22 protein-coding genes are annotated in these 26,417 nt (G+C 58.6%); 16 read left to right on the top strand and 6 right to left on the bottom strand.

Annotated features, from left to right (window positions below):
* Positions 1 to 129 precede the first annotated feature (129 nt).
* The 7 genes from lepA (at position 130) to pdxJ (ending at position 6,537) form a co-directional block, all read left to right on the top strand.
* Positions 130 to 1,926, top strand: a complete 1,797-nt coding sequence (lepA, locus tag OYW20_RS20030) for a translation elongation factor 4 (RefSeq protein WP_268797655.1) — start codon at positions 130 to 132, stop codon at positions 1,924 to 1,926.
* A 9-nt stretch (positions 1,927 to 1,935) separates the two neighbouring features.
* Entirely contained in the window at positions 1,936 to 2,790 is an 855-nt protein-coding gene (gene lepB / locus OYW20_RS20025) for a signal peptidase I (protein ID WP_268797654.1), read from the top strand.
* A 112-nt stretch (positions 2,791 to 2,902) separates the two neighbouring features.
* Positions 2,903 to 3,280: a DUF4845 domain-containing protein gene (locus tag OYW20_RS20020; protein ID WP_268797653.1), complete on the top strand. Its 378-nt coding sequence runs from the start codon at positions 2,903 to 2,905 to the stop codon at positions 3,278 to 3,280.
* Entirely contained in the window at positions 3,277 to 3,966 is a 690-nt protein-coding gene (gene rnc / locus OYW20_RS20015) for a ribonuclease III (protein ID WP_268797652.1), read from the top strand. Before OYW20_RS20020 ends, rnc begins: the two co-directional genes overlap by 4 nt.
* Positions 3,959 to 4,861, top strand: coding sequence for a GTPase Era (gene era, locus OYW20_RS20010; protein ID WP_268797651.1), 903 nt, complete (start codon positions 3,959 to 3,961; stop codon positions 4,859 to 4,861). The genes rnc and era overlap by 8 nt, the downstream gene beginning before the upstream one ends.
* 166 nt (positions 4,862 to 5,027) lie before the next feature.
* Positions 5,028 to 5,717: a DNA repair protein RecO gene (recO, locus tag OYW20_RS20005; protein WP_268797650.1), complete on the top strand. Its 690-nt coding sequence runs from the start codon at positions 5,028 to 5,030 to the stop codon at positions 5,715 to 5,717.
* Between the two features lie 73 nt (positions 5,718 to 5,790).
* Positions 5,791 to 6,537, top strand: coding sequence for a pyridoxine 5'-phosphate synthase (gene pdxJ / locus OYW20_RS20000; protein WP_268797649.1), 747 nt, complete (start codon positions 5,791 to 5,793; stop codon positions 6,535 to 6,537).
* Between the two features lie 139 nt (positions 6,538 to 6,676).
* On the opposite strand, the gene cmoB is transcribed toward pdxJ, so the two are convergent.
* Together cmoB and cmoA are read right to left on the bottom strand one after the other, a co-directional pair.
* Positions 6,677 to 7,636, bottom strand: coding sequence for a tRNA 5-methoxyuridine(34)/uridine 5-oxyacetic acid(34) synthase CmoB (gene cmoB / locus OYW20_RS19995; protein WP_268797648.1), 960 nt, complete (start codon positions 7,634 to 7,636; stop codon positions 6,677 to 6,679).
* Positions 7,633 to 8,376: a carboxy-S-adenosyl-L-methionine synthase CmoA gene (gene cmoA / locus OYW20_RS19990; protein WP_268797647.1), complete on the bottom strand. Its 744-nt coding sequence runs from the start codon at positions 8,374 to 8,376 to the stop codon at positions 7,633 to 7,635. Before cmoA ends, cmoB begins: the two co-directional genes overlap by 4 nt.
* A gap of 152 nt (positions 8,377 to 8,528) precedes the next feature.
* Here cmoA and OYW20_RS19985 point away from each other — a divergent pair, with 152 nt between their 5' ends.
* The 5 genes from OYW20_RS19985 (at position 8,529) to OYW20_RS19965 (ending at position 16,527) form a co-directional block, all read left to right on the top strand.
* Entirely contained in the window at positions 8,529 to 8,861 is a 333-nt protein-coding gene (locus OYW20_RS19985) for a hypothetical protein (RefSeq protein ID WP_268797646.1), read from the top strand.
* A 190-nt stretch (positions 8,862 to 9,051) separates the two neighbouring features.
* Positions 9,052 to 11,073 (top strand): acyltransferase family protein, encoded by a 2,022-nt coding sequence (locus OYW20_RS19980; protein WP_268797645.1) that lies wholly within the window; start codon positions 9,052 to 9,054, stop codon positions 11,071 to 11,073.
* A 246-nt stretch (positions 11,074 to 11,319) separates the two neighbouring features.
* Positions 11,320 to 13,590, top strand: coding sequence for a catalase/peroxidase HPI (gene katG, locus OYW20_RS19975; protein ID WP_268797644.1), 2,271 nt, complete (start codon positions 11,320 to 11,322; stop codon positions 13,588 to 13,590).
* A 164-nt stretch (positions 13,591 to 13,754) separates the two neighbouring features.
* Complete coding sequence (locus OYW20_RS19970) at positions 13,755 to 14,564, top strand: NYN domain-containing protein (RefSeq protein ID WP_268797643.1); 810 nt, start codon at positions 13,755 to 13,757, stop codon at positions 14,562 to 14,564.
* A 166-nt stretch (positions 14,565 to 14,730) separates the two neighbouring features.
* Positions 14,731 to 16,527, top strand: coding sequence for a methyl-accepting chemotaxis protein (locus OYW20_RS19965; protein WP_268797642.1), 1,797 nt, complete (start codon positions 14,731 to 14,733; stop codon positions 16,525 to 16,527).
* Positions 16,528 to 16,705: 178 nt separating this feature from the next.
* Here OYW20_RS19965 and OYW20_RS19960 read toward each other — a convergent pair whose 3' ends face one another.
* The 3 genes from OYW20_RS19960 to lon form a co-directional block, all read right to left on the bottom strand.
* Entirely contained in the window at positions 16,706 to 17,122 is a 417-nt protein-coding gene (locus tag OYW20_RS19960; RefSeq protein ID WP_268801190.1) for a GNAT family N-acetyltransferase, read from the bottom strand.
* A 19-nt stretch (positions 17,123 to 17,141) separates the two neighbouring features.
* Positions 17,142 to 17,534, bottom strand: a complete 393-nt coding sequence (locus OYW20_RS19955) for a protease inhibitor I42 family protein (RefSeq protein WP_268797641.1) — start codon at positions 17,532 to 17,534, stop codon at positions 17,142 to 17,144.
* A 392-nt stretch (positions 17,535 to 17,926) separates the two neighbouring features.
* Positions 17,927 to 20,347 (bottom strand): endopeptidase La, encoded by a 2,421-nt coding sequence (lon, locus tag OYW20_RS19950; protein ID WP_268797640.1) that lies wholly within the window; start codon positions 20,345 to 20,347, stop codon positions 17,927 to 17,929.
* 262 nt (positions 20,348 to 20,609) lie between these two features.
* Between lon and OYW20_RS19945 the strand changes: the two genes are divergently transcribed.
* Genes OYW20_RS19945 through OYW20_RS19930 form a run of 4 tightly spaced genes read left to right on the top strand, consistent with a single transcriptional unit; the run spans position 20,610 to position 24,972 of the window.
* Positions 20,610 to 21,293, top strand: coding sequence for a methylamine utilization protein (locus OYW20_RS19945; RefSeq protein ID WP_268797639.1), 684 nt, complete (start codon positions 20,610 to 20,612; stop codon positions 21,291 to 21,293).
* Positions 21,277 to 23,631, top strand: a complete 2,355-nt coding sequence (locus OYW20_RS19940; protein WP_268797638.1) for a bifunctional diguanylate cyclase/phosphodiesterase — start codon at positions 21,277 to 21,279, stop codon at positions 23,629 to 23,631. The genes OYW20_RS19945 and OYW20_RS19940 overlap by 17 nt, the downstream gene beginning before the upstream one ends.
* A 55-nt stretch (positions 23,632 to 23,686) precedes the next feature.
* Complete coding sequence (locus OYW20_RS19935; RefSeq protein ID WP_268801189.1) at positions 23,687 to 24,541, top strand: DUF3034 family protein; 855 nt, start codon at positions 23,687 to 23,689, stop codon at positions 24,539 to 24,541.
* A 2-nt stretch (positions 24,542 to 24,543) separates the two neighbouring features.
* Complete coding sequence (locus tag OYW20_RS19930) at positions 24,544 to 24,972, top strand: group I truncated hemoglobin (protein WP_268797637.1); 429 nt, start codon at positions 24,544 to 24,546, stop codon at positions 24,970 to 24,972.
* A gap of 320 nt (positions 24,973 to 25,292) precedes the next feature.
* On the opposite strand, the gene OYW20_RS19925 is transcribed toward OYW20_RS19930, so the two are convergent.
* Positions 25,293 to 26,294: a GntR family transcriptional regulator gene (locus tag OYW20_RS19925; RefSeq protein WP_268797636.1), complete on the bottom strand. Its 1,002-nt coding sequence runs from the start codon at positions 26,292 to 26,294 to the stop codon at positions 25,293 to 25,295.
* Positions 26,295 to 26,417 lie beyond the last annotated feature (123 nt).

The following is a 26,417-nucleotide window of genomic DNA, read 5'->3' as shown; positions in this document are numbered from 1 at the left end:
CTTTTTTTGTCCGCAATAACTGCCCTTGCTGGCCTCGAGTGCAAACGTGACGCCCCAGTCTTATCTCAGGTACAATTCCCGGCTATTTTTCGGCGGGCAGTCTGCCTGCAATCTTTTGAGTGTTGATCCGTGAGTGATTTGAGTCATATCCGCAATTTCTCCATCATCGCCCACATTGACCATGGCAAGTCGACGCTGGCTGACCGTTTCATTCAAATGTGCGGCGGCCTGTCCGAGCGCGAGATGGAAGCTCAGGTGCTTGACTCCATGGACCTCGAGCGCGAGCGCGGGATCACCATCAAGGCCCACAGCGTTACCTTGTATTACAAGGCAAAAGACGGCATCACCTATCAGCTGAACTTCATTGATACGCCAGGCCATGTGGACTTCACCTACGAAGTCAGCCGTTCGTTGGCTGCCTGTGAAGGTGCGCTGTTGGTGGTTGATGCGGGGCAGGGCGTTGAAGCCCAGTCCGTGGCTAACTGCTACACCGCGATCGAACAGGGCCTCGAGGTCATGCCGGTCCTGAACAAGATCGATTTGCCGCAAGCCGATCCGGACCGCGTCAAGGAAGAGATCGAAAAAATCATCGGCATCGATGCAACCGATGCGGTGGTCTGCAGCGCCAAGACCGGCCTGGGCGTCGATGAGGTACTGGAGCGTCTGGTTCATACCATTCCTGCTCCTACCGGCAATATCGAAGACCCGCTGCAAGCGCTGATCATCGACTCCTGGTTCGACAACTACCTGGGCGTTGTTTCCCTGGTCCGTGTGCGTCACGGTCGAGTCAGGAAGGGCGACAAGATTCTGGTCAAATCCACCGGCAAGATGCACTTGGTGGATAGCGTCGGCGTCTTTAACCCCAAGCACACCGCAACCGTCGATCTCAAAGCCGGCGAAGTGGGCTTCATCATCGCCGGCATCAAAGACATTCACGGCGCCCCGGTTGGCGACACGCTGACCCTGAGCACCACGCCGGATGTCGAAGTCTTGCCTGGATTCAAACGCATCCAGCCGCAGGTATACGCCGGACTGTTCCCGGTCAGTTCTGACGATTTCGAGGATTTCCGCGAAGCGCTGCAGAAACTGACCCTGAACGATTCCTCGCTGCAATATTCCCCGGAAAGCTCTGACGCGCTGGGCTTTGGCTTCCGCTGCGGCTTCCTCGGCATGCTGCACATGGAGATCATTCAGGAGCGCCTTGAGCGCGAGTACGACCTGGACCTGATCACGACTGCGCCGACGGTTATTTTCGAGCTGCTGCTCAAGACCGGTGAAACGATCCACGTAGACAACCCCTCCAAGCTTCCGGACCTGTCCAGTATCGAGGACATGCGCGAGCCAATCGTTCGCGCCAATATCCTTGTGCCTCAGGAGCACCTTGGTAACGTCATTACGTTGTGCATCGAGAAGCGGGGCGTGCAGCACGACATGCTGTTCCTCGGTACTCAGGTTCAGGTGACCTACGATCTGCCGATGAACGAAGTGGTTCTGGACTTCTTCGACCGGCTGAAGTCGGTCAGTCGTGGTTATGCGTCCCTGGACTACCATTTCGACCGTTACCAGTCAGCCAACCTGGTGAAGCTGGATGTACTGATCAACGGTGAGAAGGTCGACGCGCTGGCATTGATCGTTCATCGGGACAACGCGAACTACAAAGGTCGCGCGTTGACTGAAAAGATGAAAGAACTGATTCCTCGTCAGATGTTCGACGTTGCAATCCAGGCCGCCATCGGCGGGCAGGTTGTGGCGCGTACAACCGTCAAGGCACTCAGAAAGAACGTATTGGCCAAATGTTACGGCGGCGACGTCAGTCGTAAGCGCAAGCTGCTGGAAAAACAGAAGGCCGGTAAAAAACGCATGAAGCAGGTGGGCAATGTGGAAATTCCACAAGAAGCCTTCCTTGCAGTGCTCAGGTTGGAATAGTCAGGCCCTATGTCACTAAATTTCCCACTGTTGTTAGTCATCGCCGTCGCCGTATGCGGCTTGCTGGCTCTGTTCGATCTGATCGTGTTGGCGCCACGCCGGCGTACTGCGATAGCGACTTATCAGGGCAGCGTCAGCCAGCCTGATGTCGGCGTCGTTGAACAACTGAACAAAGAGCCATTGCTGGTTGAATACGGCAAATCGTTCTTTCCGGTGCTGTTCATCGTGCTGGTGCTCCGGTCTTTTCTGGTCGAGCCGTTCCAGATTCCGTCTGGTTCAATGAAACCAACTCTCGACGTAGGCGATTTCATTCTGGTCAACAAGTTCTCGTATGGCATACGCCTGCCAGTGCTTGATCAGAAGGTAATTTCCTTGGGTGACCCGCAGCGTGGGGATGTGATGGTGTTTCGCTACCCAAGCGATCCAAGCGTCAACTACATCAAACGCGTCGTGGGTCTTCCGGGCGACAAGATTCGCTACACCAGTGACAAGCGCCTGTTCGTGAACGGTGAGCTGGTTGCCAAGCAGTTGATCGGCACCGAGCCAGGCACGCTGGGCAGCGCGGAGCTTTATCAAGAGAAGCTGGGCGACGTGGAGCACCAGATCCGTCAGGAAATGAGTCGATACCGCGCGCCGCCGGACAGCGAGTGGACAGTCCCGGCAGCTCATTACTTCATGATGGGCGATAACCGCGATAACTCTAATGACAGCCGTTATTGGGATGACCCTAATATTCCCAAGGATGAGCTGGGCATGGTTCCGGACAAGAACATCGTAGGCAAGGCTTTCGCCGTGTGGATGAGCTGGCCGGAACCCAAGCTGAGCCACTTCCCCAACTTCTCGCGAGTCGGGTTGATCAAGTAGCCAATGCGGCGCTGTTTCCAACAGCGCCGTATGTCATTTTGGCAGGCTGAGAAACGGGTGAATGCCAATTCTCCTTTCAGACAGAATTGAAAGACTACTCTTGAGGTCGCACATGACATTCGCCCGTTCGCAAAAAGGCTTGTCGTTCATTGGATGGCTGGTGCTGCTGGCTGTCCTCGCCTTTGCTGCGACCACTGCTGCAAAGCTGGTGCCGCATTACCTCGACTACATGTCGGTGAAGAAGATCATCGAGGCGGTCGGGACTGACAAAGCGGCAGATGTCACAACGGTCGGCGCCTTTTACGACTACGTCGGGAAAGGGATGCAGATCAATAACATTCGGGATTTGGATTTGAACAAGGCGTTAAGCGTGACGGCGGAGAACAACGGGTTCCTCGCCCACTTGAAGTACGAAAAACGTGAGCCACTTATCCAGAACATCGATCTGGTGGTCAAATTCGACCACGAATTCAGCGTGGGTAAACCGTGAGCGTTTCATTGAGTCGCCTCGAGCGTCAGCTCGGCTACACCTTCAAGGACCAGGAACTGATGATCCTGGCCCTCACACACCGCAGTTTTGCCGGACGCAATAACGAGCGTCTGGAGTTTCTCGGCGATGCCATTCTCAACTTTGTCGCCGGTGAGGCGTTGTTTGATCGCTTCCCGCAAGCGCGCGAAGGACAGCTGTCGCGTTTGCGTGCGCGGCTGGTGAAGGGTGAAACCCTTGCCTTGCTGGCCCGCGGATTTGATCTGGGTGAATACCTGCGCCTGGGTTCCGGTGAGCTGAAAAGCGGTGGTTTTCGTCGCGAGTCAATTCTTGCCGATGCGCTGGAAGCCTTGATCGGCGCGATTTATCTTGACGCTGGCATGGACGTCGCCCGTGACCGGGTGCTCGCCTGGCTCACCACCGAGTTCGACAGTCTGACGCTGGTCGACACCAACAAGGATCCCAAGACCCGACTGCAAGAGTTTCTGCAATCGCGTGCCTGTGATCTGCCTCGCTACGAAGTCGTGGATATTCAAGGCGAACCGCATTGCCGGACGTTTTTCGTCGAATGCGAGATCACCTTACTGAATGAAAAAAGCCGGGGACAGGGTGTCAGCCGCCGCATTGCCGAACAGGTAGCAGCGGCCGCAGCACTTATTGCCCTTGGCGTGGAGAACGGCAATGACTGATTCAACTGCAACACGCTGTGGCTATGTCGCCATTGTTGGCCGGCCCAACGTGGGCAAGTCCACGCTGCTGAACCACATCCTGGGTCAGAAGCTTGCGATCACCTCGCGCAAGCCTCAAACCACACGCCACAACATGCTGGGCATCAAGACCGAGGGCGCCGTGCAGGCGATCTACGTCGACACCCCCGGCATGCACAAGAATGGCGAAAAAGCGCTCAACCGCTACATGAACAAAACCGCATCCGCCGCGTTGAAAGACGTCGATGTGGTGATTTTCGTGGTTGACCGCACACGCTGGACCGACGAGGACCAGATGGTCCTCGAACGCGTTCAGTACGTGCAGGGTCCGGTGATTCTCGCGATCAACAAGACTGACCGTATCGAAGACAAAGCCGATCTGATGCCGCACCTGGAGTGGCTGCAAGGCCAATTGCCGAATGCCTCGATCATGCCTATTTCCGCGCAGCACGGGCATAACCTCCAAGCACTGGAAACCTTGATCGCCAGCCATCTGCCGGAGAACGATCACTTCTTCCCGGAAGACCAGATTACCGACCGCAGCAGCCGGTTTCTGGCGGCTGAACTGGTGCGAGAAAAGATCATGCGTCAGCTCGGTGCCGAGGTTCCGTACCAGATCACCGTCGAGATCGAAGAATTCAAGCAGCAGGGCAGAACCTTGCACATCCACGCGCTGATCCTGGTCGAGCGTGACGGTCAGAAGAAGATCATCATTGGTGACAAGGGCGACCGCATCAAGCGCATCGGCACCGACGCGCGTCGGGACATGGAGCTGCTATTCGACTCCAAAGTCATGCTCAATCTCTGGGTCAAGGTCAAAGGCGGCTGGTCCGACGATGAACGCGCACTGCGCTCGCTGGGTTACGGCGACCTGTAAGACGTCCAGGCGCTGTGACAGATGGCTCTGATGTGGGAGGGGGATTGCTCGCGATGAGGGCGTAACATTCAGCGTTGATGTTGGCTGTTTCACCGGGCATCGCGAGCAAGCTCCCTCCCACTTTGGTTACGGGTTGTGTAAACCGCTTTCTTTCATCGAGAAGTGCATGTCCTCACCGCCGCCAGCCGGCCAGCTCGCCTATGTGTTGCACAGCCGGGCGTACCGAGAAACCAGTGCTCTGGTTGACTTCATCACGCCCCAAGGTCGCCTGCGTGCCGTATTGCGCAGCGCTCGTGGCAAGGCGGGGACGCTTGCCAGGCCGTTCGTGCCGCTGGATATAGAGTTTCGTGGACGCGGCGAGTTGAAGAACGTGGGTCGCATGGAGGCGTTCGGGGTTTCCTGCTGGCTCGAAGGTGAAGCGCTTTTCAGCGGCCTGTACCTGAATGAATTACTGATTCGTCTTTTGCCCGCCGAAGACCCGCACCCCGGGGTGTTCGATCACTATGCTGCAACACTGGTGGCGCTGGCCGAGGGCCGTGCGCTTGAGCCCTTGTTGCGCTCGTTCGAGTGGCGCCTGCTGGACGACCTGGGTTACGGTTTCGCCCTCGACGTCGACGTCAATGGGGAACCGTTATCAGCCGAAGGCATGTATCGGCTTCAGGTGGACGCAGGCCTTGAGCGTGTTTATCTGTTTCAACCCGGCCAGTTTCAGGGCGCCGAATTGCTTGCTATGGCTGAAGCGGACTGGACGGCGCCGGGTGCTTTGTCGGCGGCCAAACGCTTGATGAGACAGGCGCTGGCGGTTCATCTGGGCGGGCGGCCTCTTGTCAGCCGTGAGTTGTTTCGCCAGCCCTAGAATCCGACCTATCGCTTTGCAATCCATTTCCAGGCAACACGTCCTGGCCAGATCAGAATTTCAGGAGAACACTGTGACCCAAAGCACCCGCATTCTTCTTGGCGTGAACATCGACCACGTGGCCACGTTGCGACAGGCCCGCGGCACCCGCTACCCCGATCCGGTCAAGGCTGCGCTCGACGCTGAAGAAGCGGGCGCCGACGGGATTACCGTTCATTTGCGTGAGGATCGCCGCCACATTCAAGAGCGCGATGTATTGCTGCTCAAGGACGTGCTGCAGACCCGTATGAACTTCGAAATGGGCGTGACCGACGAGATGATGGCGTTTGCCGAGCGGATTCGTCCGGCGCACATTTGTCTGGTCCCGGAAACGCGTCAGGAACTCACCACCGAGGGTGGTCTGGATGTTGCCGGTCAGGAAGCGCGCATCAAGGCTGCCGTGGATCGTCTTTCAGCCATGGGCGCCGAAGTGTCGTTGTTCATTGACGCCGACGAGCGCCAGATTGAAGCGTCGCGCCGAGTTGGTGCCCCGGCAATTGAGCTGCACACCGGTCGTTATGCCGATGCGCAAACTCCGACCGAGATCGCTGAGGAATTGAAGCGCGTGGCGGACGGCATTGCATTCGGCATCGCTCAAGGCCTGATCGTCAATGCGGGTCATGGGCTGCATTACCACAATGTGGACGCCATTGCGGCGATCAAGGGTGTCAATGAGCTGAACATTGGCCACGCGCTGGTGGCCCACGCGCTGTTTGTGGGTTTCAAGGCAGCTGTTGCAGAAATGAAAGCGTTGATTCTCGCGGCTGCTTACAAGGGTTGATGCAACACCTACCAATCCTTTAGGAGCATGTTTGGCCGCGATGTGCGTGGGGTCAGATACGTGGCTGTTGCCTGACCCACCGCGATTCGCGGACAAGCGCGCTCCTACAGTTCCCGTCGTCCGTGGGGATACCGGGAAGCTAGGGCTTGCGGCCCACGATCACCGCGCGACGCGGTGCTGGCAGGCCTTCGACGGTCTTGCTGTGATCTTCGGGGTCCAGGAAGTCGCCCAGCGACTGAAAGCGCATCCACTCCGTCCCGCGCTGTTCCTCAACGGTCGTAGTGCTGACATCCACGCAGCGCACATCGACAAAGCCAGCGCGTCTTAGCCACAGTTCGAGTGCCGGGACAGAGGGCAGGAACCACACGTTGCGCATTTGCGAGTAGCGGTCTTCAGGCACCAACACCTGATGCACGTCGCCTTCCACCACCATGGTTTCGAGTACCAGTTCACCGCCTTTGACGAGGCAATCCTTCAGCGCGAGCAAATGGTCGATTGGCGATTTGCGGTGATACAGCACGCCCATCGAAAATACCGTATCGAAGCCTTCGAGCTTGGCAGGCAGATCTTCCAGGGTGAATGGCAGGTGCCAGGCTGGCAGATCCGGCAAGAAGCGCTGCATGGCTTGGAACTGGCAGAAGAACAGCCAGTTAGGGTCAACGCCGATCACGCAATCCGCCCCGGCACCGAGCATGCGCCACTGGTAATAGCCGTTGCCACAGCCAACATCCAGCACGCGTTTGCCCTTGAGATTAAGGTGCGGAGCTACCCGCGACCACTTCCAGTCCGAGCGCCATTCTGTGTCGATGTGCACGCCGAACACGTTGAACGGTCCCTTGCGCCAAGGGGATAAGCCCATCAGCGCTTTGCGCGTTTGAGTGCGCGTCTCACCGTTGCACTCAGCGTCCAGCGTGAAGCTGTCCTTCAAATTGACCCGCGTCGGCAGCAGATCGGGCAGGGCGTTCAGTGCGCCTTGCCAGCGCTCAAGGTCGCCGTGGCCTTTCTGCATCTTGGTATCGAGTTGTGCCTGAAGCGTTTGAGCCCAGGCGTACAAAGGTGTCCCCGCCAAGCGGCGGACCAGGGGCACTAAATCAATCATGGCAGGGCAATCAAAGAGGCGAAATTAAGGCACTGGAACCACGGCACGACTTTCGAGAAGCCTGCTGAGAGCAAGCGTTCGCGGTGCTGCTGGAGGCTGTCGGGTTTCATCACGTTTTCAATCGCGCTGCGTTTCTGTGCGATCTCCAGTTCGCTGTAGCCGTTGGCGCGTTTGAACGCGACGTGCAGGTCGGTCAACAGCGTGTGCTCATGATCGTCATCGAAACGCAGTTTTTCCGAAAGAATGAGCGCGCCGCCCGGCAGCAGCGCCTGATGAATACGGGTCAGCAATGTCAGGCGTTGATCGGGCGCGATAAATTGCAGCGTGAAGTTGAGCGCCACCACCGAGGCTGGCTGAAACTCCAGCGCGAGAATGTCGCCCTCGATCACCTCTACTGGCAGCAACTCCTGAAACATCGAGTCTTGAGCGTTGAGGTATTCCCGGCAGCGCTCGACCATCGCACTTGAGTTATCCACAGCGATGACCCGACAGTCGTCCGTGCGCACATGGCGGCGCAGTGCCTGAGTGACCGCGCCCAGCGAACTGCCCAGGTCATACAGCACGCTGTGGGGCTGCGCGAACTGAGCGGCGAGCACACCCAGGTTCTCGACGATCGCTGGATAACCGGGCACCGAGCGCTTGATCATGTCCGGGAACACCCGCACCACGTCCTCGTTGAAGGCGAAATCCGGCACCTGGGGCAGCGGTTGGGCGAAAAGGCGGTCGGGGTCTTTGCTCACGATGATTCCGGTGGGGGCGACGAAAAGTGCGGCATTTTAGCCAATTACCGCGCCGGGCCGAAACCTCATATCACGAAGGACGCACACCAGAAGCAAAACCCGTGGGCGGGCAGCGCCTGGCCGCCGCTTCTGCCGAAGGCGTAGGAGTTGACTTGTCGACGATCTGGCGCGAAGCGGCAGGCCTGCGGTATGCCGATGCAACGGTGGCATCTGGTTTCTGGGCTGCTGCGCACCCCATCGCGGACAAGTCACGCTCCTGCGGGCTGCGCTCAGAATCAAAGGCGCAGCGGCTCAGCCTCAAGCGGGGCGCCACTCAAATGAGAATCAATGTCGGGAGTTTCTATTTCTCGTTTCTCATATGTATCTTCCGTGACACAGAGGCGGCTTTTTGCGACAGCGTCAGGGCAAACCCCCCGCGCAGATGGCGGGCTAAAAAGCGGATGCGCGCATTTTTCTCCCCCGGCTGGACAGGTATTGCGCGGTGATGTAATAAACATGACTCGTCGCAGCACTGCGTCGACTCTTTCCCGCCGCGTTCGCGGCACACCTCATCTCAAACCGATGTGCTAGCGGTAGCTACGCTCGAACGTTTTCGTTCCGGCGTGAGCTCGTGTTGTCGCCAGGCTTTTTATCGCGCTGCCAATCACCTGCTCACCCACAAGGAAGATCCCGATCATGGGGAATGTTCATAATCCTGCACTCAAGTACCGCCCCGAAGTCGATGGATTGCGCGCGGTCGCTGTCATTCCTGTCATCCTGTTTCATTCGGGCCTGCACGTGTTCTCCGGCGGTTTCGTCGGGGTCGATGTGTTCTTCGTGATTTCCGGTTACCTGATCACCTCGATCATTCTCAGCGAAATGATGGCTGGCAGGTTTTCGCTGGTTACGTTCTATGAACGCCGGGCGCGCAGGATCCTTCCGTCGCTGTTTGTGATGATGCTCATCTGTCTGCCAGCGGCGTGGCTCATTCTTGACCCCCCGGACTTCAAGTACTTCGCGAAAAGCCTGGTAGCGGTGCCGGTTTTTTCATCGAACCTGCTCTTCTGGCTTGAAAGCGGCTATTTCGATGCCTCTGCCGAACTCAAACCCTTGCTGCACACCTGGACGCTGGCAGTTGAGGAGCAATATTACGTTCTATTTCCGCTGTTGCTTATGCTGACCTGGAGGTTGGGGCGGGTGTGGATCCTGGCGCTGCTGGCGGCCGGTGCAGTTGCCAGTCTGACGATGGCGCAAGTGGGCGCCGCTCAGGGATCCAGCACCAGTTTCTACCTGCTTCATGCCCGCGCCTGGGAGCTTTTGGTCGGATCGTTCATCGCCTTTTACTTCTCCTGGCGACCCCGTGTCGAGGACGCACGCGGCCCGCTCAACCAATGGGCTGCGCTGCTTGGCATCGGGATGATTGCGTATGCCGTATTTGCCTTCGACAGCAACACGCCATTCCCTGGCCTGAACGCGCTTGTGCCTACGCTGGGGGCGGCGCTGATCATCCTGTTTGCCACGCCAAAGACGTGGGTTGGCGCTGTGTTGAGCAGTCGCGGCTTTGTGTTCATCGGGCTGATCAGCTACAGCGCTTACCTGTGGCATCAGCCGGTTTTCGCTTTTGCGCGGCAGAGCACGTTTAAAGAGCCGTCGGCGGCTGTGATGCTACCGTTGGCGGGGTTATCGCTGCTGCTGGCTTATCTGAGCTGGCGCTATGTCGAGCAGGCCTTCCGGCAAAAAACCACCTTTAGCCGCAAGCGGATTTTTACCCTGGGTGCCTTGGGCTCGGTGCTATTCATGGCGTTCGGGATGGCGGGCTATCTGAGTAACGGCTTCAATCAGCGTTTTAACATCGACCGCGCGCTGGACAGCGAATTTGCTGAAACCGAGGTGCGCAGTCGCTGTGAGCACAATGCAGATGGTAAGGGCCGCGGTATAGGGTTTTGCCTGTTTGGCATGGCAAATCCGCACGGCACACCCGATCTTGCAGTGTTCGGCGACAGCCATTCAGAAGCACTTCTGCCGGCGTTCGATGCAGCAGCGAGGGGGCGCGCAGAAACCATCGTGCATATCGGGCTGGGGGGGTGCCCTCCGTTGCTGGGTCTGGACGTGGCAAACGGCAACTATGACCCAGGGGTATGTACGCAGCTGGCGGATCGGGAGTTTGAGTACGTAAAGTCCCACGGCATCCAGCGCGTGGTGCTGGTGGCGCGCTGGACGCTCTACACCGATGGAGATTATGGGCAGAGCGAACTGAGCAAATATTTTTTAGTGTCTGAGCAAAGTCGCATCAAATCGCGAGAGGCCTCGCGCCGGGTGTTCACCCAAGCGCTGGACCGCACGATCGAGGCCTACCGAAGCATCGGCACTCAGCTCTATGTGGTGGCGCAAGTGCCGCAACAAACCATCAATCCCAAGAATCTGTATTACCGCCTTGCACGTCTGGCCGATGACCCTGAGTCGCAGAAATTGCAGTTGGTGAACGACGTGTCCGTGCCGCTGGCCAAACATGGTGCGTTACAGCGCTACTCACGCGAGCTGTTCGAGCGTCATGACGAAAGGGGTCGCATCAAACTGGTGAAGCTGGACGATCTGTTCTGCAAGGGCCAGACCTGCTTGATCGGGGATGTCAGCTCCTTTTATCAAGACTTCAATCATCTCAACGCACACGGTGCCAGCCTGATCGTGGGTACGCTCGATGCCCGTATTTTTCAGTAGTTGAAGGGGGTTATACAGTTAAGAAGTTACAAAAAGAGAGGCTGATTTGTTCTCCGAGAGGTCACGAATCGGTCTTTTTTTGCCTCAATATTCCACCCATCCAAATGAGGTGAAGTGGTAAAAGACTCTGGCTATCGACCCGTTGTTTTAGTTCTATTGGCGCTCTGGCCCCAGGCCGCTAGTCTAGATCGGGTTCAGGCCACGCTGGCCGATTCAAGTTTCAAACCTGCTAAGGAAAATAAAAGTATGTCAACCGAATCGAAATGCCCTTTTAATCACGCCGCAGGTGGCGGTACGACCAATCGCGATTGGTGGCCGAAACAACTTAATCTGAAAATCCTTCACCAGCAATCTGACTTGTCCGATCCGATGGGCGAGCAATTCGACTACGCCAAAGAATTCAAGAGCCTGGACCTCAACGCCGTCAAGCAAGACTTGCGCGCGCTGATGACCGATTCGCAGGACTGGTGGCCGGCCGACTTCGGTCACTATGGCCCACTGTTCATTCGTATGGCCTGGCACAGTGCCGGTACGTATCGTACCGGTGATGGCCGTGGTGGCGCCGGGGCAGGGCAGCAGCGTTTTGCGCCGCTCAACAGCTGGCCCGATAACGTCAGCCTCGACAAGGCGCGCCGTCTGATCTGGCCGATCAAGCAAAAATACGGCCGCAAGATTTCCTGGGCTGACCTGATCATCCTCACCGGCAACGTTGCGCTGGAGTCCATGGGCTTCAAGACATTCGGCTACTCGGGTGGTCGTCCTGACGTGTGGGAGCCAGAGGAAGAAGTGTACTGGGGTTCTGAAACCACGTGGCTGGGCGGCGAAGATCGCTACGGCGCGCAGAAGGAAATGCAACAGCCTGGCGACGGCACGCTGGTCGCCGAGCCTGAAAATCACGGCAACGAAGAAAGCCGTAATCACAACCCTGAGCGCAATCTCGAGAACCCGCTTGCCGCAGTGCAGATGGGCCTGATCTATGTGAACCCGGAAGGCCCTGAAGGTCGGCCAGACCCGGTCGCATCGGCCATAGATATTCGTGAAACATTCGGCCGCATGGCCATGAACGATGAAGAGACCGTAGCGTTGATCGCCGGCGGCCACGCCTTCGGTAAAACCCACGGTGCAGGCCCGGCAGACAACGTGGGCGCGGAGCCTGAAGCGGCTGATCTGGAGCAACAAGGTTTTGGCTGGAAAAACAGCTTCGGCACCGGCAAGGGCGCTGACACCATCACCAGCGGCCTGGAAGTGACCTGGACCTCGACGCCTACCCAGTGGAGCAACGAGTATCTGGGAAACCTCTTCCGCTTTGAGTGGGAACTGACCAAGAGCCCTGCCGGCGCGCATCAGTGGATCCCGAAAAACGGCGGCGGTGCCGGTACTGTTCCGGACGCTCACGACCCGAACAAACGACACGCACCGACCATGTTGACCTCGGACCTGGCGTTGCGCTTCGATCCGATCTACGAGCCGATTTCCCGTAACTTCCGCGATAACCCGGATCAGCTGGCCGACGCGTTTGGCCGCGCATGGTTCAAGCTGACCCACCGAGACATGGGTCCATTGGCACGTTACCTCGGTCCGGAAATGCCGGCTGAAGAACTGCTTTGGCAAGACCCGATTCCTGAGGTTGATCACGCGCTGGTCGATGAGGCCGACGTTGCCTCGCTCAAGAGCAAGATTCTCGCTTCGGGCCTGTCCGTGCCGCAGCTGGTCTCGACGGCCTGGGCATCTGCCTCCACCTTCCGTGGCTCCGACAAGCGCGGCGGCGCCAACGGTAGCCGTATTCGTCTCGCCCCGCAGAAGGACTGGGCGTCGAACCAGCCTGAGCAACTGGCGCATGTACTGAGTGCCCTTGAAGGCATCCAGAACGAGTTCAACGGCGCGCAATCGAGCGGCAAGAAAATCTCGCTGGCGGATTTGATCGTGCTGGCGGGCAATGCCGGCGTAGAGCTTGCAGCGAAGAACGCCGGTCAGAGCGTGAACGTACCTTTCACGCCAGGCCGTATGGATGCTTCCCAGGAGCAGACCGATGTCGAGTCGTTCGGCTTCCTTGAGCCGATCGCCGATGGCTTCCGTAACTACCAGAAGGGCAAGTACACCGTTTCGGCCGAGGCGTTGCTGGTCGACAAGGCGCAACTGCTGACATTGACCGCACCGGAAATGACGGTGTTGGTGGGCGGTCTGCGTGTCCTTGAAACCAACGTCGGGCAGAGCAAACACGGGGTATTCACGCAACGTCCCGGCGCACTGACCAATGACTTCTTCCTCAACCTGCTCGACATGAGCACTGAGTGGAACGCCACGTCGCCCGCCAAGGATGAGTTCCAGGGCCGCGACCGTAAAACCGGCGCTGTTAAATGGACCGGCACGCGGGTCGATCTGGTCTTTGGCTCACACGCCCAGCTTCGCGCGTTGGCCGAAGTCTATGGCAGCGCCGATGCGCATGAGAAGTTCGTCAAAGACTTCGTGGCAGCCTGGACCAAGGTAATGCACCTGGACCGTTTCGATGTGAAGTGATGTGAAGTGAAGATGTAGCGTTCAGGCGCCTGCAGGAGTTGTCCTTCTGCAGGCGCTTTTTTTTGGTCAGGCACGTGATTGATACCTTCAACTACCCCGATTTATGAGCATGTTTCCAACACGGTTTAGCGGTATGTTTGGCCAACTTCCTACAAGGACGAACCATGGCCACTTCAGCTGCCAACCACTCGCAAAAACACCTCGCTGTATTGATTGACGCCGACAATGCGCCCGCCGCCATCGTCGAGGGTCTCTTCGAAGAAATCGCCAAATATGGCGTCGCCAACGTAAAGCGCATCTACGGTGACTGGACCGGCCCTCAACTGGGCGGCTGGAAAAAAGTCCTTCTCGAACACTCGATCCAGCCCATTCAGCAATTCGCCTACACCAAAGGCAAAAACGCGACCGACAGCTCGCTCATCATCGACGCCATGGACTTGCTCTACACCCGGCGCTTCGACGGGTTCTGCCTGGTGTCCAGCGACAGTGACTTCACCCGGCTCGCCTCCCGCCTGCGTGAAGAAGGGCTGACGGTGTATGGCTTTGGCGAAGAGAAAACCCCCAGACCGTTCGTATCCGCCTGCGACAAGTTCATCTACACCGAACTGCTGCGCGAAGATGCAATTGCGCCGTCCGAGGGGCACGAAGTGCCTGCAGCCACAGAATCGCAGTCGTCCACCAACGAGGCTGCGAAAACCGTTGCAGCGCCGGCTGAACAGAAAAAGCCCAAAGTGCCGGTAGCGTTCATTGCCAAAGTGCTGGATGACATCGCCGACGATGAAGGCTGGGCGCAGTTAGGGGCACTGGGCACCAACATCACCAAGTTGCGCCCGGAGTTCGATCCACGCACCCACGGTCATAAAAAGTTGAGTGACTTGATCAGGGCGCAGAACAGCGCATTCGAGCTTCAGACCCGAACGGCGGCGGCCTCAGGCGCAGGGGTTATCTATGTAAAACACCGGGTAGCGCGCTGACGTCCGTGCGTTCGTTGACCGGTTACCAGATGATCTGGGGCAACAAATGGGTTCGCAAGGCAAGCGCTTTGCGAGTAAGTACCATTCGTCGTTAAAGCTTTCGTGACAGCAGCCGATTCACATCACCTAGAGCACCACTTTCCACCTTGCCCCAGGGAGTCACGGCATGCAGACGTTAAAGGCCTTCTATGAGTCTATTGAAAGGCAATTCTTCGACTCACTGACCAAAAAGCTGTCGAGCCTTTTTCTGTTGGTGGTGGTGAGTGGCCTGCTGTACTGGGTTGCGCTGAGCATCCGTGCAGACATCGTGCTGCTCCTGCGCAGCATGCAGCTGGACGCGGGTTTGCTGGTCCAGATCCAGGGCAAGCTCGACCTGCTCAGCCGTGCCATTCTCATCAGCACCCTGTTCACGCTGTGCATGGTCAGTTTCATGGTCTGGTACTTCCGACACCTGATCGTGCGGCCCGTGACCTACATGACCAAAGCACTTGAGGGCATCGCCAACGGTGAGGGCGATCTGTCGAAGGATCTGCCGTTACTGACCCACGACGAGATTCGTGTGTTGGCCAGTACCTGCAACCGCTTTCTGGCCAAGCAGCGCGAGATCATCAGCAACGTTCAGGCGTTGACGGTGCACATCGCCGTGGAGTCGGCGCGTTCGCTGAAGAACATCAGTGATTCCAGTGACAGCGCTACGCACCAGGCACGTTTTGCCAAAGAAGTGATGGAGCAGAGCAACACCGCCGTGGGCCGCATCGAGGAGGTGTCGCAGCAGACGCAAGGCATTTCCAGTACCACCGCGCAGAACCTGAGCATGGCGCGTGCGTCCTATTCCGAGCTGCTTGAGGTGACGGGCAACATCGGGGAAATCTCCCGCAGTCTCAATGAGTTCGGCACGCTGGTGTCAGCGCTGAATCAACGCTCTTCAAGCATCAAATCCATCGTCGGGCTGATCCAGCAGATATCCTCCCAAACCAACTTGCTGGCGCTCAACGCGGCCATTGAAGCGGCGCGTGCGGGCGAAAGCGGCCGTGGTTTCGCCGTGGTTGCCGATGAAGTGCGCACGTTGGCGCAAAACGTCAGCCGTGCCACGGAGGACATCTCGCAAAACATCGATGCGATGCTGCTGGAAGTTGGCTCCACCCACGAGCAGACCACGCAGATCAGCCACAGTGCGCGTGAAACCCAGAAAGTGGTCGAACGCGCTTCCGGCCATTTCGAGAGCATGATCGTTGACTTTGAGTCCACCAACGGCAAGCTCGCCGACATCGCTGGGCACATCCAGCAATTTGCCGACAGCAACACAGGCATCAACGAACGCGTCACGCAGATCCATGCCGACAGTCAGTCCATTGATCAGCGCATGCAGCATTCGGCGACCGCCACCCGCGACCTGTCCGGCGTGGCAGAAAAGGTGCAAGCGCTGCTGGGCAAATTCGTTCTCGGTCACGGGCAGCTGGACGCTGCAATCACGCGTGCCAGCCATTGCCGCGACGTTTTGCAATCGCGCCTGGCTGAGCTGCTGGGGCAGGGCGTCAATCTGTTCGATCAGACCTACAAACCGATTCCGAACACCGATCCGAAGCAATTCATGACCAGTTACACCGAGCGCTTCGCCCAAGTGTGTCAGGAGGAGTGCGACAAGCTCACCAAGGGCACACGCGGCGGCAAGGTTACGTTCATCGTCGACGCCAAGGGTTACTGCCCGGTCAACAACAGTTGGGTTTCACAAAAACCTACCGGCAATCGTGAAGTCGACCTGCCTGTTTGCCGGAACAAACGCATGTTCTCCGACCCTATAGGCCTGCGTGCGGCGGGGAATAAACAGCGCTTCCTGTTGCAGACCTACCTGCGCGACACCGGCGAAATAATGACCGAGATCGACGTGCCGTTTTTCTTCGATGGACGGCATTGGGGCAACTTGCGCCTGGGATTCGATGCGGCGGTGTTGCTGGCGGAATGAGGCGCGGTGTCAGAGAGATTGCATCGCAGACTCGCGTTGCTTGTCAGCCCCTGCAGAGTTTGCGCAGACCTTATAGGTGCGCGCTTGCCCGAGAAAAGGCCAGGATGTCAGAGGCATCTCCGGCGGCTGGAACAATGGCTTCGCGGGCAAGCGCGCTCCTACAGGTTTCGTGGTTGCTTCAAGCGTTGTGATCGCCTGACCGGATCAACGAATACCGGTCGATATCTGTCCTCAAGCTCCAGCCTTGGCCGCTCCAGTATTGAGCGGCTGCGCTGTTGGTCTTGATCACGTCGAGGTGGCATTTGACGATGCCTTCTTGTTCCAGCCCTGACAGGCAGCGCTCTACCAATGAAGCGCCCAGGCCCTGACGTCGGTGCTCAGGTGCCACGATCAGGTGCTGTAAATAGCCACGGCGACCGTCGTGTCCACACATCACGCACCCGACGAGTTCGCCTTGAGCTTTGGCGACAAAGCTCAAGCCCGGATTACGTTGCAGGTAGCGGGCGGTGGATTCCCGTGAGTCTGCGTCCCTGAACGTGACGCCGGGAGTGCGCTTCATCAGATCGATAACCGCGTCGTAATCGGCCAGCGTCATGACGTCTAGGGTGAACACCTCAGTTCACCGTAATCGCGCAATCGAAAGTGCGCTCAGGCGGGACTTCCGGCGCCCACGGTTGCTGGTAGACCATCATCAAGTGCCCGTTGCCTGCGTTTGCCGCCTTGTAGCGCCAGACCGATTGCCCCGATGTGCCTACCATGCCGATGTCTTCCGGGTTGTTGTACACCTCAGGGCCGAGACTGCGCAGGATCGAGGGCGCAGGGTTTTGCATAAGCCAGCGGTGGCCGGTGGTGGGGTTGCTGGGGAGCATGAGCATCAGCGTCTGGCCGGTCTTGAGTTTGATCGGGCAGTCGCTTTGGTCATCCAGGGAAACGATTTGTCTGGGTTGCTGGGCGCAAGCGGCCAACAGCGCGAAGGTTAGCGGGACAAGCAGGCGGGCAGGGGTCATGGAGGCTCCGGTCTTGGGCAACGTAGGCCGAGCATAACCGAAGATGATTCAAGATTTTGCTGCTGAGCGGTTTTTGATTCTGCCCGGAGGGCGTGGGAGAGAGGCTTCGCGATAGGCCGGGAACCGGTCGTAGAATCTGAGCACGCGGGGGGTCAGGTCCACCGCGTTCGGCCAGTTGCTGTCGCTGCGCAACAGATCGCGGGACAAGCCACGCTCCTACGCCTTCGGCAGAAGCGGGATCAGCCAGGTGTGCATGCGCCTTTGGCAGAAACGGGACAAGCCTGGCGTGCGTGCGTGCGTGCGTGAGTGCGGCTTCGGCAGCGGCGGGGCAAGCCAGGGTTGCACCCGCCTCCGGGAAGAAGCGGGGCGGGCTTAGCCCCTTTTTGCCAATGTCAGAACAACACCTTTGCCACATCCGCGAACTTCTTGGCGAAATGCACGGTGATGCCTTCTTTCAGGTAGTCCGGCAGTTCCTCGAAGTTGCCGCGGTTCGGCTCAGGCAGGATCAGTTCGAAGATCTTCTGGCGCCGCGCCGCGATGACTTTTTCACGCACCCCACCAATCGGCAGTACATGCCCGGTCAATGTCAGCTCGCCGGTCATGGCCACGCCTTTCTTCGGTGCCTGATTACGCGCCAGAGACAACAACGCACTGGCCATGGTCACGCCTGCGCTCGGGCCATCTTTCGGGGTCGCGCCTTCCGGCACGTGCAGATGAACGAAGGCCTCATCGAAGAACGACTTGTCGCCGCCAAACTTCGCCAGATTGGAGCTGACGTAGCTGTAGGCGATTTCGGCAGACTCCTTCATCACGTCCCCCAGTTGCCCGGTGAGCTTGAAGCCGCGGTTGAGCGTGTGAATCCGCGTCGCCTCGATCGGCAACGTCGCGCCGCCCATGCTGGTCCAGGCCAGCCCGGTGATGACGCCCGTACCCGAAAGCACTTGCTCGCTACGGAACACCGGCATGCCCAAGGAAGATTCCAGGTCTTTGGGGCCGATCTTGACCACGCTGTCGGGTTTATCCAGCAGCTTGACTACAGCCTTTCGCACCAGTTTGCCCAGCTGCTTTTCCAACTGACGCACACCGGCTTCACGTGCATAACCTTCGATCACCGCGCGCAGGGCGCTGTCGCTGATGCTCAGCTTGTTTTTGGCTACGCCGGCCTTTTCCAACTGCTTGGGCCAGAGATGGCGTTTGGCAATGGCGAGTTTTTCTTCGGTGATGTAACCCGAGAGTCGAATCACTTCCATTCGGTCCAGCAGCGGGCCGGGAATGGAGTCCAGCGTGTTGGCGGTGCAAATGAACAGCACCTTCGACAAATCCAGGCGCAGGTCCAGGTAGTGATCAAGGAACTCGACGTTCTGCTCAGGATCGAGGGTTTCGAGCAATGCCGAGGCCGGATCGCCCTGGTAGCTCTGGCCCATCTTGTCGATCTCATCGAGCATGATCACCGGGTTCATCACCTCCACGTCTTTGAGCGCCTGCACCAGCTTGCCCGGCTGGGCGCCAATGTAGGTGCGACGGTGGCCCTTGATCTCGGCTTCGTCACGCATACCGCCAACGCTGAACCGATAGAACGGCCGGCCGAGGGATTCTGCGATGGAACGCCCGACACTGGTTTTGCCCACGCCGGGCGGGCCGACGAGCAGCACGATAGAGCCGCTGATCTCGCCTTTGTAGGCGCCGACCGCGAGGAATTCGAGGATGCGGGTCTTGATGTCATCAAGGCCTGCATGATGTGCATCCAGGGTTTTTCGGGCGTGTTTGAGGTCCAGTTTGTCTTTGCCAAACACGCCCCACGGCAGGGCGCTTGCCCAGTCAAGATAATTGCGTGTTACTGCGTATTCCGGCGATCCGGTTTCCAGGACTGAAAGCTTGTTGAGCTCTTCATCTATACGCTTGCGTGCCTGAGGCGGCAGCGTCTTGCCGGCAAGGCGCTCTTCGAACTGCTCGATGTCGGCGCTGCGGTCGTCCTTGGTCAGCCCCAGCTCTTGCTGAATGACTTTGAGCTGCTCCTTGAGGAAGAACTCTCGCTGGTGCTCACCGATCTTGCGATTCACCTCGGCCGAGATTTCTTTCTGCAAGCGCGCGACTTCGACCTCTTTGCGCAGCATAGGCAGGACTTTTTCCATGCGTTTGAGCACGGGTACGCAGTCGAGCACCGCTTGCAGGTCGACGCCGGTGGCGGAAGTCAGCGCGGCCGCGAAGTCAGTCAGCGGCGAAGGATCATTGGGGCTGAAACGGTTGAGGTAGTTCTTCAACTCCTCGCTGTACAGCGGGTTGAGCGGCAGCAGCTCTTTGATCGCGTTGATCAGCGCCATGCCGTAGGCCTTGACCTCGTCGGTCGGCTCGTTGGGCTGATGCGGGTACTCGACCTCCACCAGAAACGGCGGACGATGATGCTTGAGCCAGGTCTTGATGCGCACCCGGCTCAGGCCCTGCGCCACGAATTGCAGCTTGCCGTTGTCGCGGCTGGCGTGATGCACCTTCACCAGCGTCCCGTATTCGGGCAGCGCTTTGGTGTCGAAATGGCGCGGATCATCGGGCGGCGTGTCCATGAAAAACAGCGCCAGCGAGTGATGATCGGATTTACTCACCAGTTCGAGCGTCTCAGCCCAAGGCTCTTCGTTGACGATGACCGGCAACACTTGGGCGGGAAAGAAAGGACGGTTGTGAATCGGGATGATATAGACCTGATCCGGGAGATTCTGGCCCGGCAGTGCCAGGCTTTTACGGTCTGAACCGAGGGTGACTTCGGGTTCGTCGTCGAAGTCATCCTGGGAATTTGATGAGTCTGGTTGCTGGTCGCTCATTGGGGCACCTGCGCAAATGGAGATGTGCTTTAGATGGGGCAGTCTCACTCAGGTTTCAATAGCTGCGGTCGATAGCATGAAAGACGGGAGGCGATAGGCAAAAATGAGGAGCGCGCCCAGTCTTTGCTCGGCATGATTTGCGTGATGGCGTTGTGCCTTATTTAGTGCGTGCCTGTCTGCTGCGCGACGGCTAATCTAGCCGTATCGCAAGTTTTGCCAGGGCCGGCACCCATTTTCTACGTAGCCGCTCTGGATTATCGGAATGACCCACGTTGTCTCATCTTGCCTGGCCGCACTCGTTGCGGTTGTCTTAAGCAGCGCCATTGATGCCGCCACGCTGACTGCCGACTTTGTCGACGCGCAGGGCAAGCCATTGAACGATGCCGTCCTGACCCTCAAAGGTCCGCTGGACAAGCCTGATGCCGCGCTCAAAGCCGACATGGACCAGCGCAAGCAAGAATTTGCGCCGCATGTGTTGGCGGTGCATACCGGTACCCAGATCAAATTTCCCAACAGCGACAACATCCGCCACCAGGTCTACTCTTTCTCTGCGCCCAAACGCTTTGAGCTGCGCCTGTATGCCGGCACGCCGTCAGACCCGGTGTTGTTCGACAAGCCGGGCGTTGTGGTGCTCGGCTGCAATATCCATGACTGGATGCTGGGCTATGTGTACGTGACCGACGATGGCTGGTTTGGTGTCAGTAACGACGCGGGCTCTTTGGTTCTCGATCAGTTACCGGCAGGGCGCTACACCGCGACGTTATGGCACCCTCTGGTCGCCAACCTGCAGCCGGTGCCGGGTGGCGATTTCGAGGTTCCTGCGGCCGGGCTTCATCAGCGCTTCAGCATCGCCATTCAGTCCAAGGGCACCGAAATGCCATCTGCGCCCACCAGCACTTTTGGCGACGCATTCAATAAGGCTGTGCATGATGAAGCTGCGCACTAGCTTCCAGGCCCGTATTGCGGGCGTACTGATTCTGTTGCTGCTGATCGTGGCGGTGTCCGTGCTGCTCGCGGTCAAGGCCGCGACTAAAGACGCTGTGCAAACCCAGGCTGAGGCCCAGTTGCAAGTGGGCACGCGGGTGTTCGAGGGGTTGCTGGAAATGCGCGGCAGACGCTTGCGCGACGCCGTGCAGCTGTTGTCCAGCGACTTTGGTTTTCGTGACTCGGTGGCGACGGCTGATGCCGAGACCATCCGCTCGGTTTTGCAAAATCATGGCGCGCGGATCAACGCCAGCGACATGTTCCTGCTGGGCATGGACGGCACCGTCATCGCCAGTACCGTGCCACAGATTCCTGAAGGCTCGCCATTCCCCTACAACCAGGCGTTGCGTGAGCTCAAGACTCGCAAGCAGTCGATGCTGATTGTGCCGCTGCAAGGCAAGGCGCATCTGTTGGTGGAAAGCACGGTTTTGGCACCACTGCCGATTGGTCGGGTGGTCATGGGTTTTGCCATGGACAACGATCTGGCGCAGGAGCTGCGTTCGCTCAGCGGCCTTGAAGTGTCGTTTCTTTCAGTGGTCCATAAGGTGCCGGGGCAAATCGTCAGCACTCAGCCCGAATCGCTTTTCGACAGTCTGCGGGCGGTGATGCTCGATCAGGTCACAGACGCGGTGCAGATGACTCAGCATCAGAATCAGCGTTTTCTGAGTAAAACGCTGACCCTGGACAACACCGCCGATACCACTGACGGGCAAGTCTTCGCTTTGCTGCAAAGCCCGCTGGATAAAGCGATGTTGGCGTTCGCGCCGCTGAATCAAAAAATTGTCTGGATCACGTTGATTGGGCTGATCGGCTCGCTGATTGGCACGTTGCTGTTGGCGCGCAGCGTATCGCAGCCGGTCAGTGCGTTGGCGCGGGCAGCCGAGCGTATTGGTCAAGGCGACTACGGCACGCCGGTTGTGCTTGAACGCAGCGACGAGTTGGGCCTGTTGGCGGGGGCGATCAACTCCATGCAAAGCGGCATTGCCGTGCGCGAGCAGCAACTGGCCCACAACGCTTTGCACGATGGCCTCACCGGTCTGCCCAACCGGGCGCTGGCGATGGAGCGGCTGGGCAGCGCGATTGCCGCCAATCGCCCGATGGCGCTGTTGTGTCTGGGCATCGACAACATGCATGCGATCAACGACAACGTCGGTGCAGAAAGCGTCGATGTGTTGATGCAGGAAATCGGCCGGTTGCTGCAATTGCCGCTTGGTCCCGGAGACACGGCCGCGCGCCTGAGCGCCGAGGAGTTTCTGCTGCTGGTGGAAAACGCCGAAACTGACAGCGCCGTGGCGATGGCCGACCGTCTACAGCGTCTGCTGGCTACCCTGCATAGCACCGGCGAGCACGATATTACGCTGGAGTGCTCGATTGGCATCGCAGCTTACCCGGCCAACGGCGATACCGCGCCGGGCTTGCTAAAGCGTGCCGGGATTGCCCGTCAGGATGCCGCGACCCTGCCTGGGCGCCTGCAGGTGTATCAAGACGGCCGCGACCTTGCTCATCTGCGTCAGATCAGTCTGATTCGCGACTTGCGACACGCCGCCCGCAATGGCGAACTCACCCTTCATTACCAACCCAAACTGGACATTCGTCAGGGGCGTGTACGGCAGGCTGAAGCGTTATTGCGCTGGCAGCATCCGCAGTTCGGCAGCGTTTCGCCGGGGGAATTCATCGTTCTGGCCGAGCGCACCGGCAGCATCCAGATTCTGACCAACTGGGTGATCGAGGCATCCATGCGCCAACTGTCCGAGTGGCGGCAGCGGGGGTTATACGTGCAGCTTTCGGTCAACATTTCCGCAGATGACTTGCTCAGTGGCGACCTCGCTGCCCGTGTATCTGCGCTGCTCAAGTCGTACCGCGTGCCGGCCGACCAATTGATTTTCGAGATCACCGAAAGCGCTGTCATGAAAGAGCCTGCGCGTGCGCTCGTTGTGCTCAACCAGTTGCGCGACTGCGGCATCAGCCTGTCGGTGGACGACTTCGGGACAGGCTATTCATCGCTGGCGCACTTGAAGCGTTTGCCGGTGCAAGAGTTGAAGATCGACCAGTCGTTCGTGCGTGATCTTGATGAAACCAGCGAGGACGCTGTCATCGTCAGGTCGACCATTGAAATGAGCCATAACCTTGGGCTGACGGTCGTCGCTGAGGGCGTGGAGTATGAGCGCAGCCTGCAACTGCTGGCGCGCTGGCATTGTGATACCGCGCAGGGCTATCTCATCAGTCGACCGCTTGATGCCGTCGCGTTCGAAGCCTGGATGCTCAAGTCCAGCAGTTCGCGTAGCGCGATGATTCATTGACGGATTTAGAGTGAAAATAGATAAAAAGCGCCATTTCCGAGCCGTTCTGAAGCCTGTGCTGCTGAGCATCGCGGGCTGTTGCCTTGCGCCGGTCGCGTTGCAAGTCAGCGCCGATCAAGGCCGCCTGATTGCCACGGGCGGCGCCAGCAGCATCGAAGGCGGTGCCGGTGGCGGCATCATTCCGTGGGCGGTTCTGGCCGGTTATGGCGAACAGGGCGAGTGGGGCGCCAATGCGTTTGCTACCCACGTCGATTTGCCGGACTACACGCTGGACGTTGCCGGGATGGCTGCAAGCTATGGCAACCGCGTGGAGCTTTCCTACGCTCATCAGCGCTTCGACCTTGGTTCGCTGGTAAAAAAATTCGGCCTGCCTGACGACAACCTCACCCAGGATATTTTTGGGGTCAAAGTGCGGCTGTTTGGCGATCTGATCTACGACAACCTGCCTCAGGTGTCGGCAGGGCTGGAATACAAACACCAGAACGATTTTGCGATTCCCCGCCTCATTGGTGCCAAGCGTGACTCCGATGTGGAGGGTTATTTGACCGCCAGTCGTTTGTTCATGGGCGCGGCCTTTGGCTACAACGTGGTGGTTAACGGCGGGCTACGCTACAGCCGCGCCAATGAAACGGGCTTGCTGGGTTTCGGCGGTGATCGTCGTGACAGCCGCAGCGTGCTCAAGGAGGGCAGCGTGGCGTTGCTGTTCAACCCCAACTGGGCGGTGGGCGTGGAATACCGGGATAAGCCCGACAACCTGTCGTTCGCCAGGGAGAGCAACTGGATGGATATGTTTGTCGGCTATTTCCCCAACAAGCATGTGTCCTTCGTGTTGGCCTACGCGCGGCTGGGTGAAATCGCCACGCTGGACAACCAGAATGGCACCTACCTGTCGATCCAGGGGAGCTTCTGAGCATGCGGCTTTTGCGCTGGATAAGCGTTTTGACACTGATGGCATTGGTGGGTTGTGCGCAGCAACCGGCCAGGGATGACAGCCTGTATCAAGCCCTCGGCGAGCGGCCCGGGATACAGAAGATCGTTGAAGGGATGCTGATCAATGTCGCCAAAGACCCCCGCATCGTCGAGTATTTCCGCAAGGTCAACATCGTGCGATTACGTGACAAGCTGGTCGAGGACTTTTGCGTGGAAGCCGGCGGACCGTGCACCTACACCGGCGACACGATGGCCGAAGCACACAAAGGCCTGAACCTGAGCCGCAGCGATTTCAACGCGCTGGTGGAAGACCTGATCGCTGCGATGGATGCACAGCATGTCCCCGTGCCCACGCAAAACCGCCTGATTGCCCGGTTGGCGCCCAAGCGCGGGGATGTAACCGGGAAGTAAGCGTCAGACGGCTACGTATCGGAGCTGAGCCTTCGTGCGAAAAAGCACGACACGTGTTGGAGCGAGTGGGCGGCATTCCGACTTGCCCGCGAAGCTGTGTTTCAGGTTTCAGGTTTCAGGTTTCAGGTTCAGGCCTTCGGCGTCTGCGTCCACCTGGGTAATAAGCCGTGCCCGATTCTGTAGACGCCCACTTGTTGGCGAAGCGATCTGACAGGGCGAACCTGTTCGTACGTTTCGCGAATGAATTCGCTCCTACAGGATCTGCGATGATCCTGCAGCAAACGGTGGATTAAAAGCTGTCACAAAGGTGCGTGGGGCGTTCAGCTCAATCGGGTCAGGTAACCCGGTACGGTCTGTTCTGGCAGCACCGATAACACTTTCAGGCGTTGCAACATGCGTTGGCGGGCGCGGTGCAGGTGCTCTTTGAGGTTTAGCGCGGCGGCATCGAACGCACCGTGCAGCAGCAACTCTAGAATCAACCGGTGCTCGGCGAGCATTGCTTCGTCGGGGCCGATACCCAACTGACTGTGGAAAATCCGGCTGATGATCATCGGGCTCTGGCCCTGACGGATCAGCGTGGCGATCTTGCGGTTCTTCAGGCCGGCGAGGCAGTGGTGGTGCAAATCTTCCTCGATGCGCTCGATCTGGCCCATGCTGCACACCTCACTGCCTTGTGCCTCGATTACCCGGCCAAGCATCGCTTCCAGCGTTTCCCGGCTCAACAGCGGTGCGGTCTGGCGTAACGCCTCAGGCTCCAGGCAGGCGCGCAGCTCGTAATCTTCGGTCACTTCCCGCGCAGTCAGCGGCCCTGCCAACCATTGTGAGTAAGGCTCCTTTTCCACAAGGCCGCGATCACGCAAACGCATCAACGCTTCACGCACCACGGCGCGACTTACGCCGTAATGCTCGGCGGCGCTTTGCTCATCCAGCCGGTAATGGCCGAAGGCGATGCAGGTCGACAACGCAGCGCCAATCTCATCGAACATACGCTCACCCAACGGCCGGGTGTCCACCAACTCTTCATGGCTTTGCAGGCCGAACTGCGTGCGGGTGAGGTTCAGACGCAGGGGTTCGACATCGCTGGCGTCGGGGTTGACCAGGTATCCACGGCCATCGAAGCGGCTGATCAGCCCTTCCTCGTGCAGCAGATTCAACGCTTTGCGAACCGGCACGCGACTGGTCCCGAACAACTCGGCCAGCGGTGCCTCCAGCAAAACCAGACCGTGGGCGGCGGCGCCATTGACGATGGCATCGCGCAGCACCTGACGGATCATGGCGTAGCGTGACGCGGTGCGGGAATCCTCGGCGGACATCGATTTCATACGCTTCTCGGGGGAGGGATGGCGATTCTCGCACAGGTGCATTTGTCACTGTGCGCCACATTGCCATGCTCGTTCATGGGGCCGCTGTTACCTTTTTGCACTGAAATGTATCTTTTATAAAAC

The organism is Pseudomonas sp. BSw22131 (assembly GCF_026810445.1).
GTDB classification, from domain to species: Bacteria; Pseudomonadota; Gammaproteobacteria; order Pseudomonadales; family Pseudomonadaceae; genus Aquipseudomonas; species Aquipseudomonas huanghezhanensis.
Note: the sequence above shows the minus strand (reverse complement) of the source record. Positions and strands in the feature narration are given on the sequence as shown.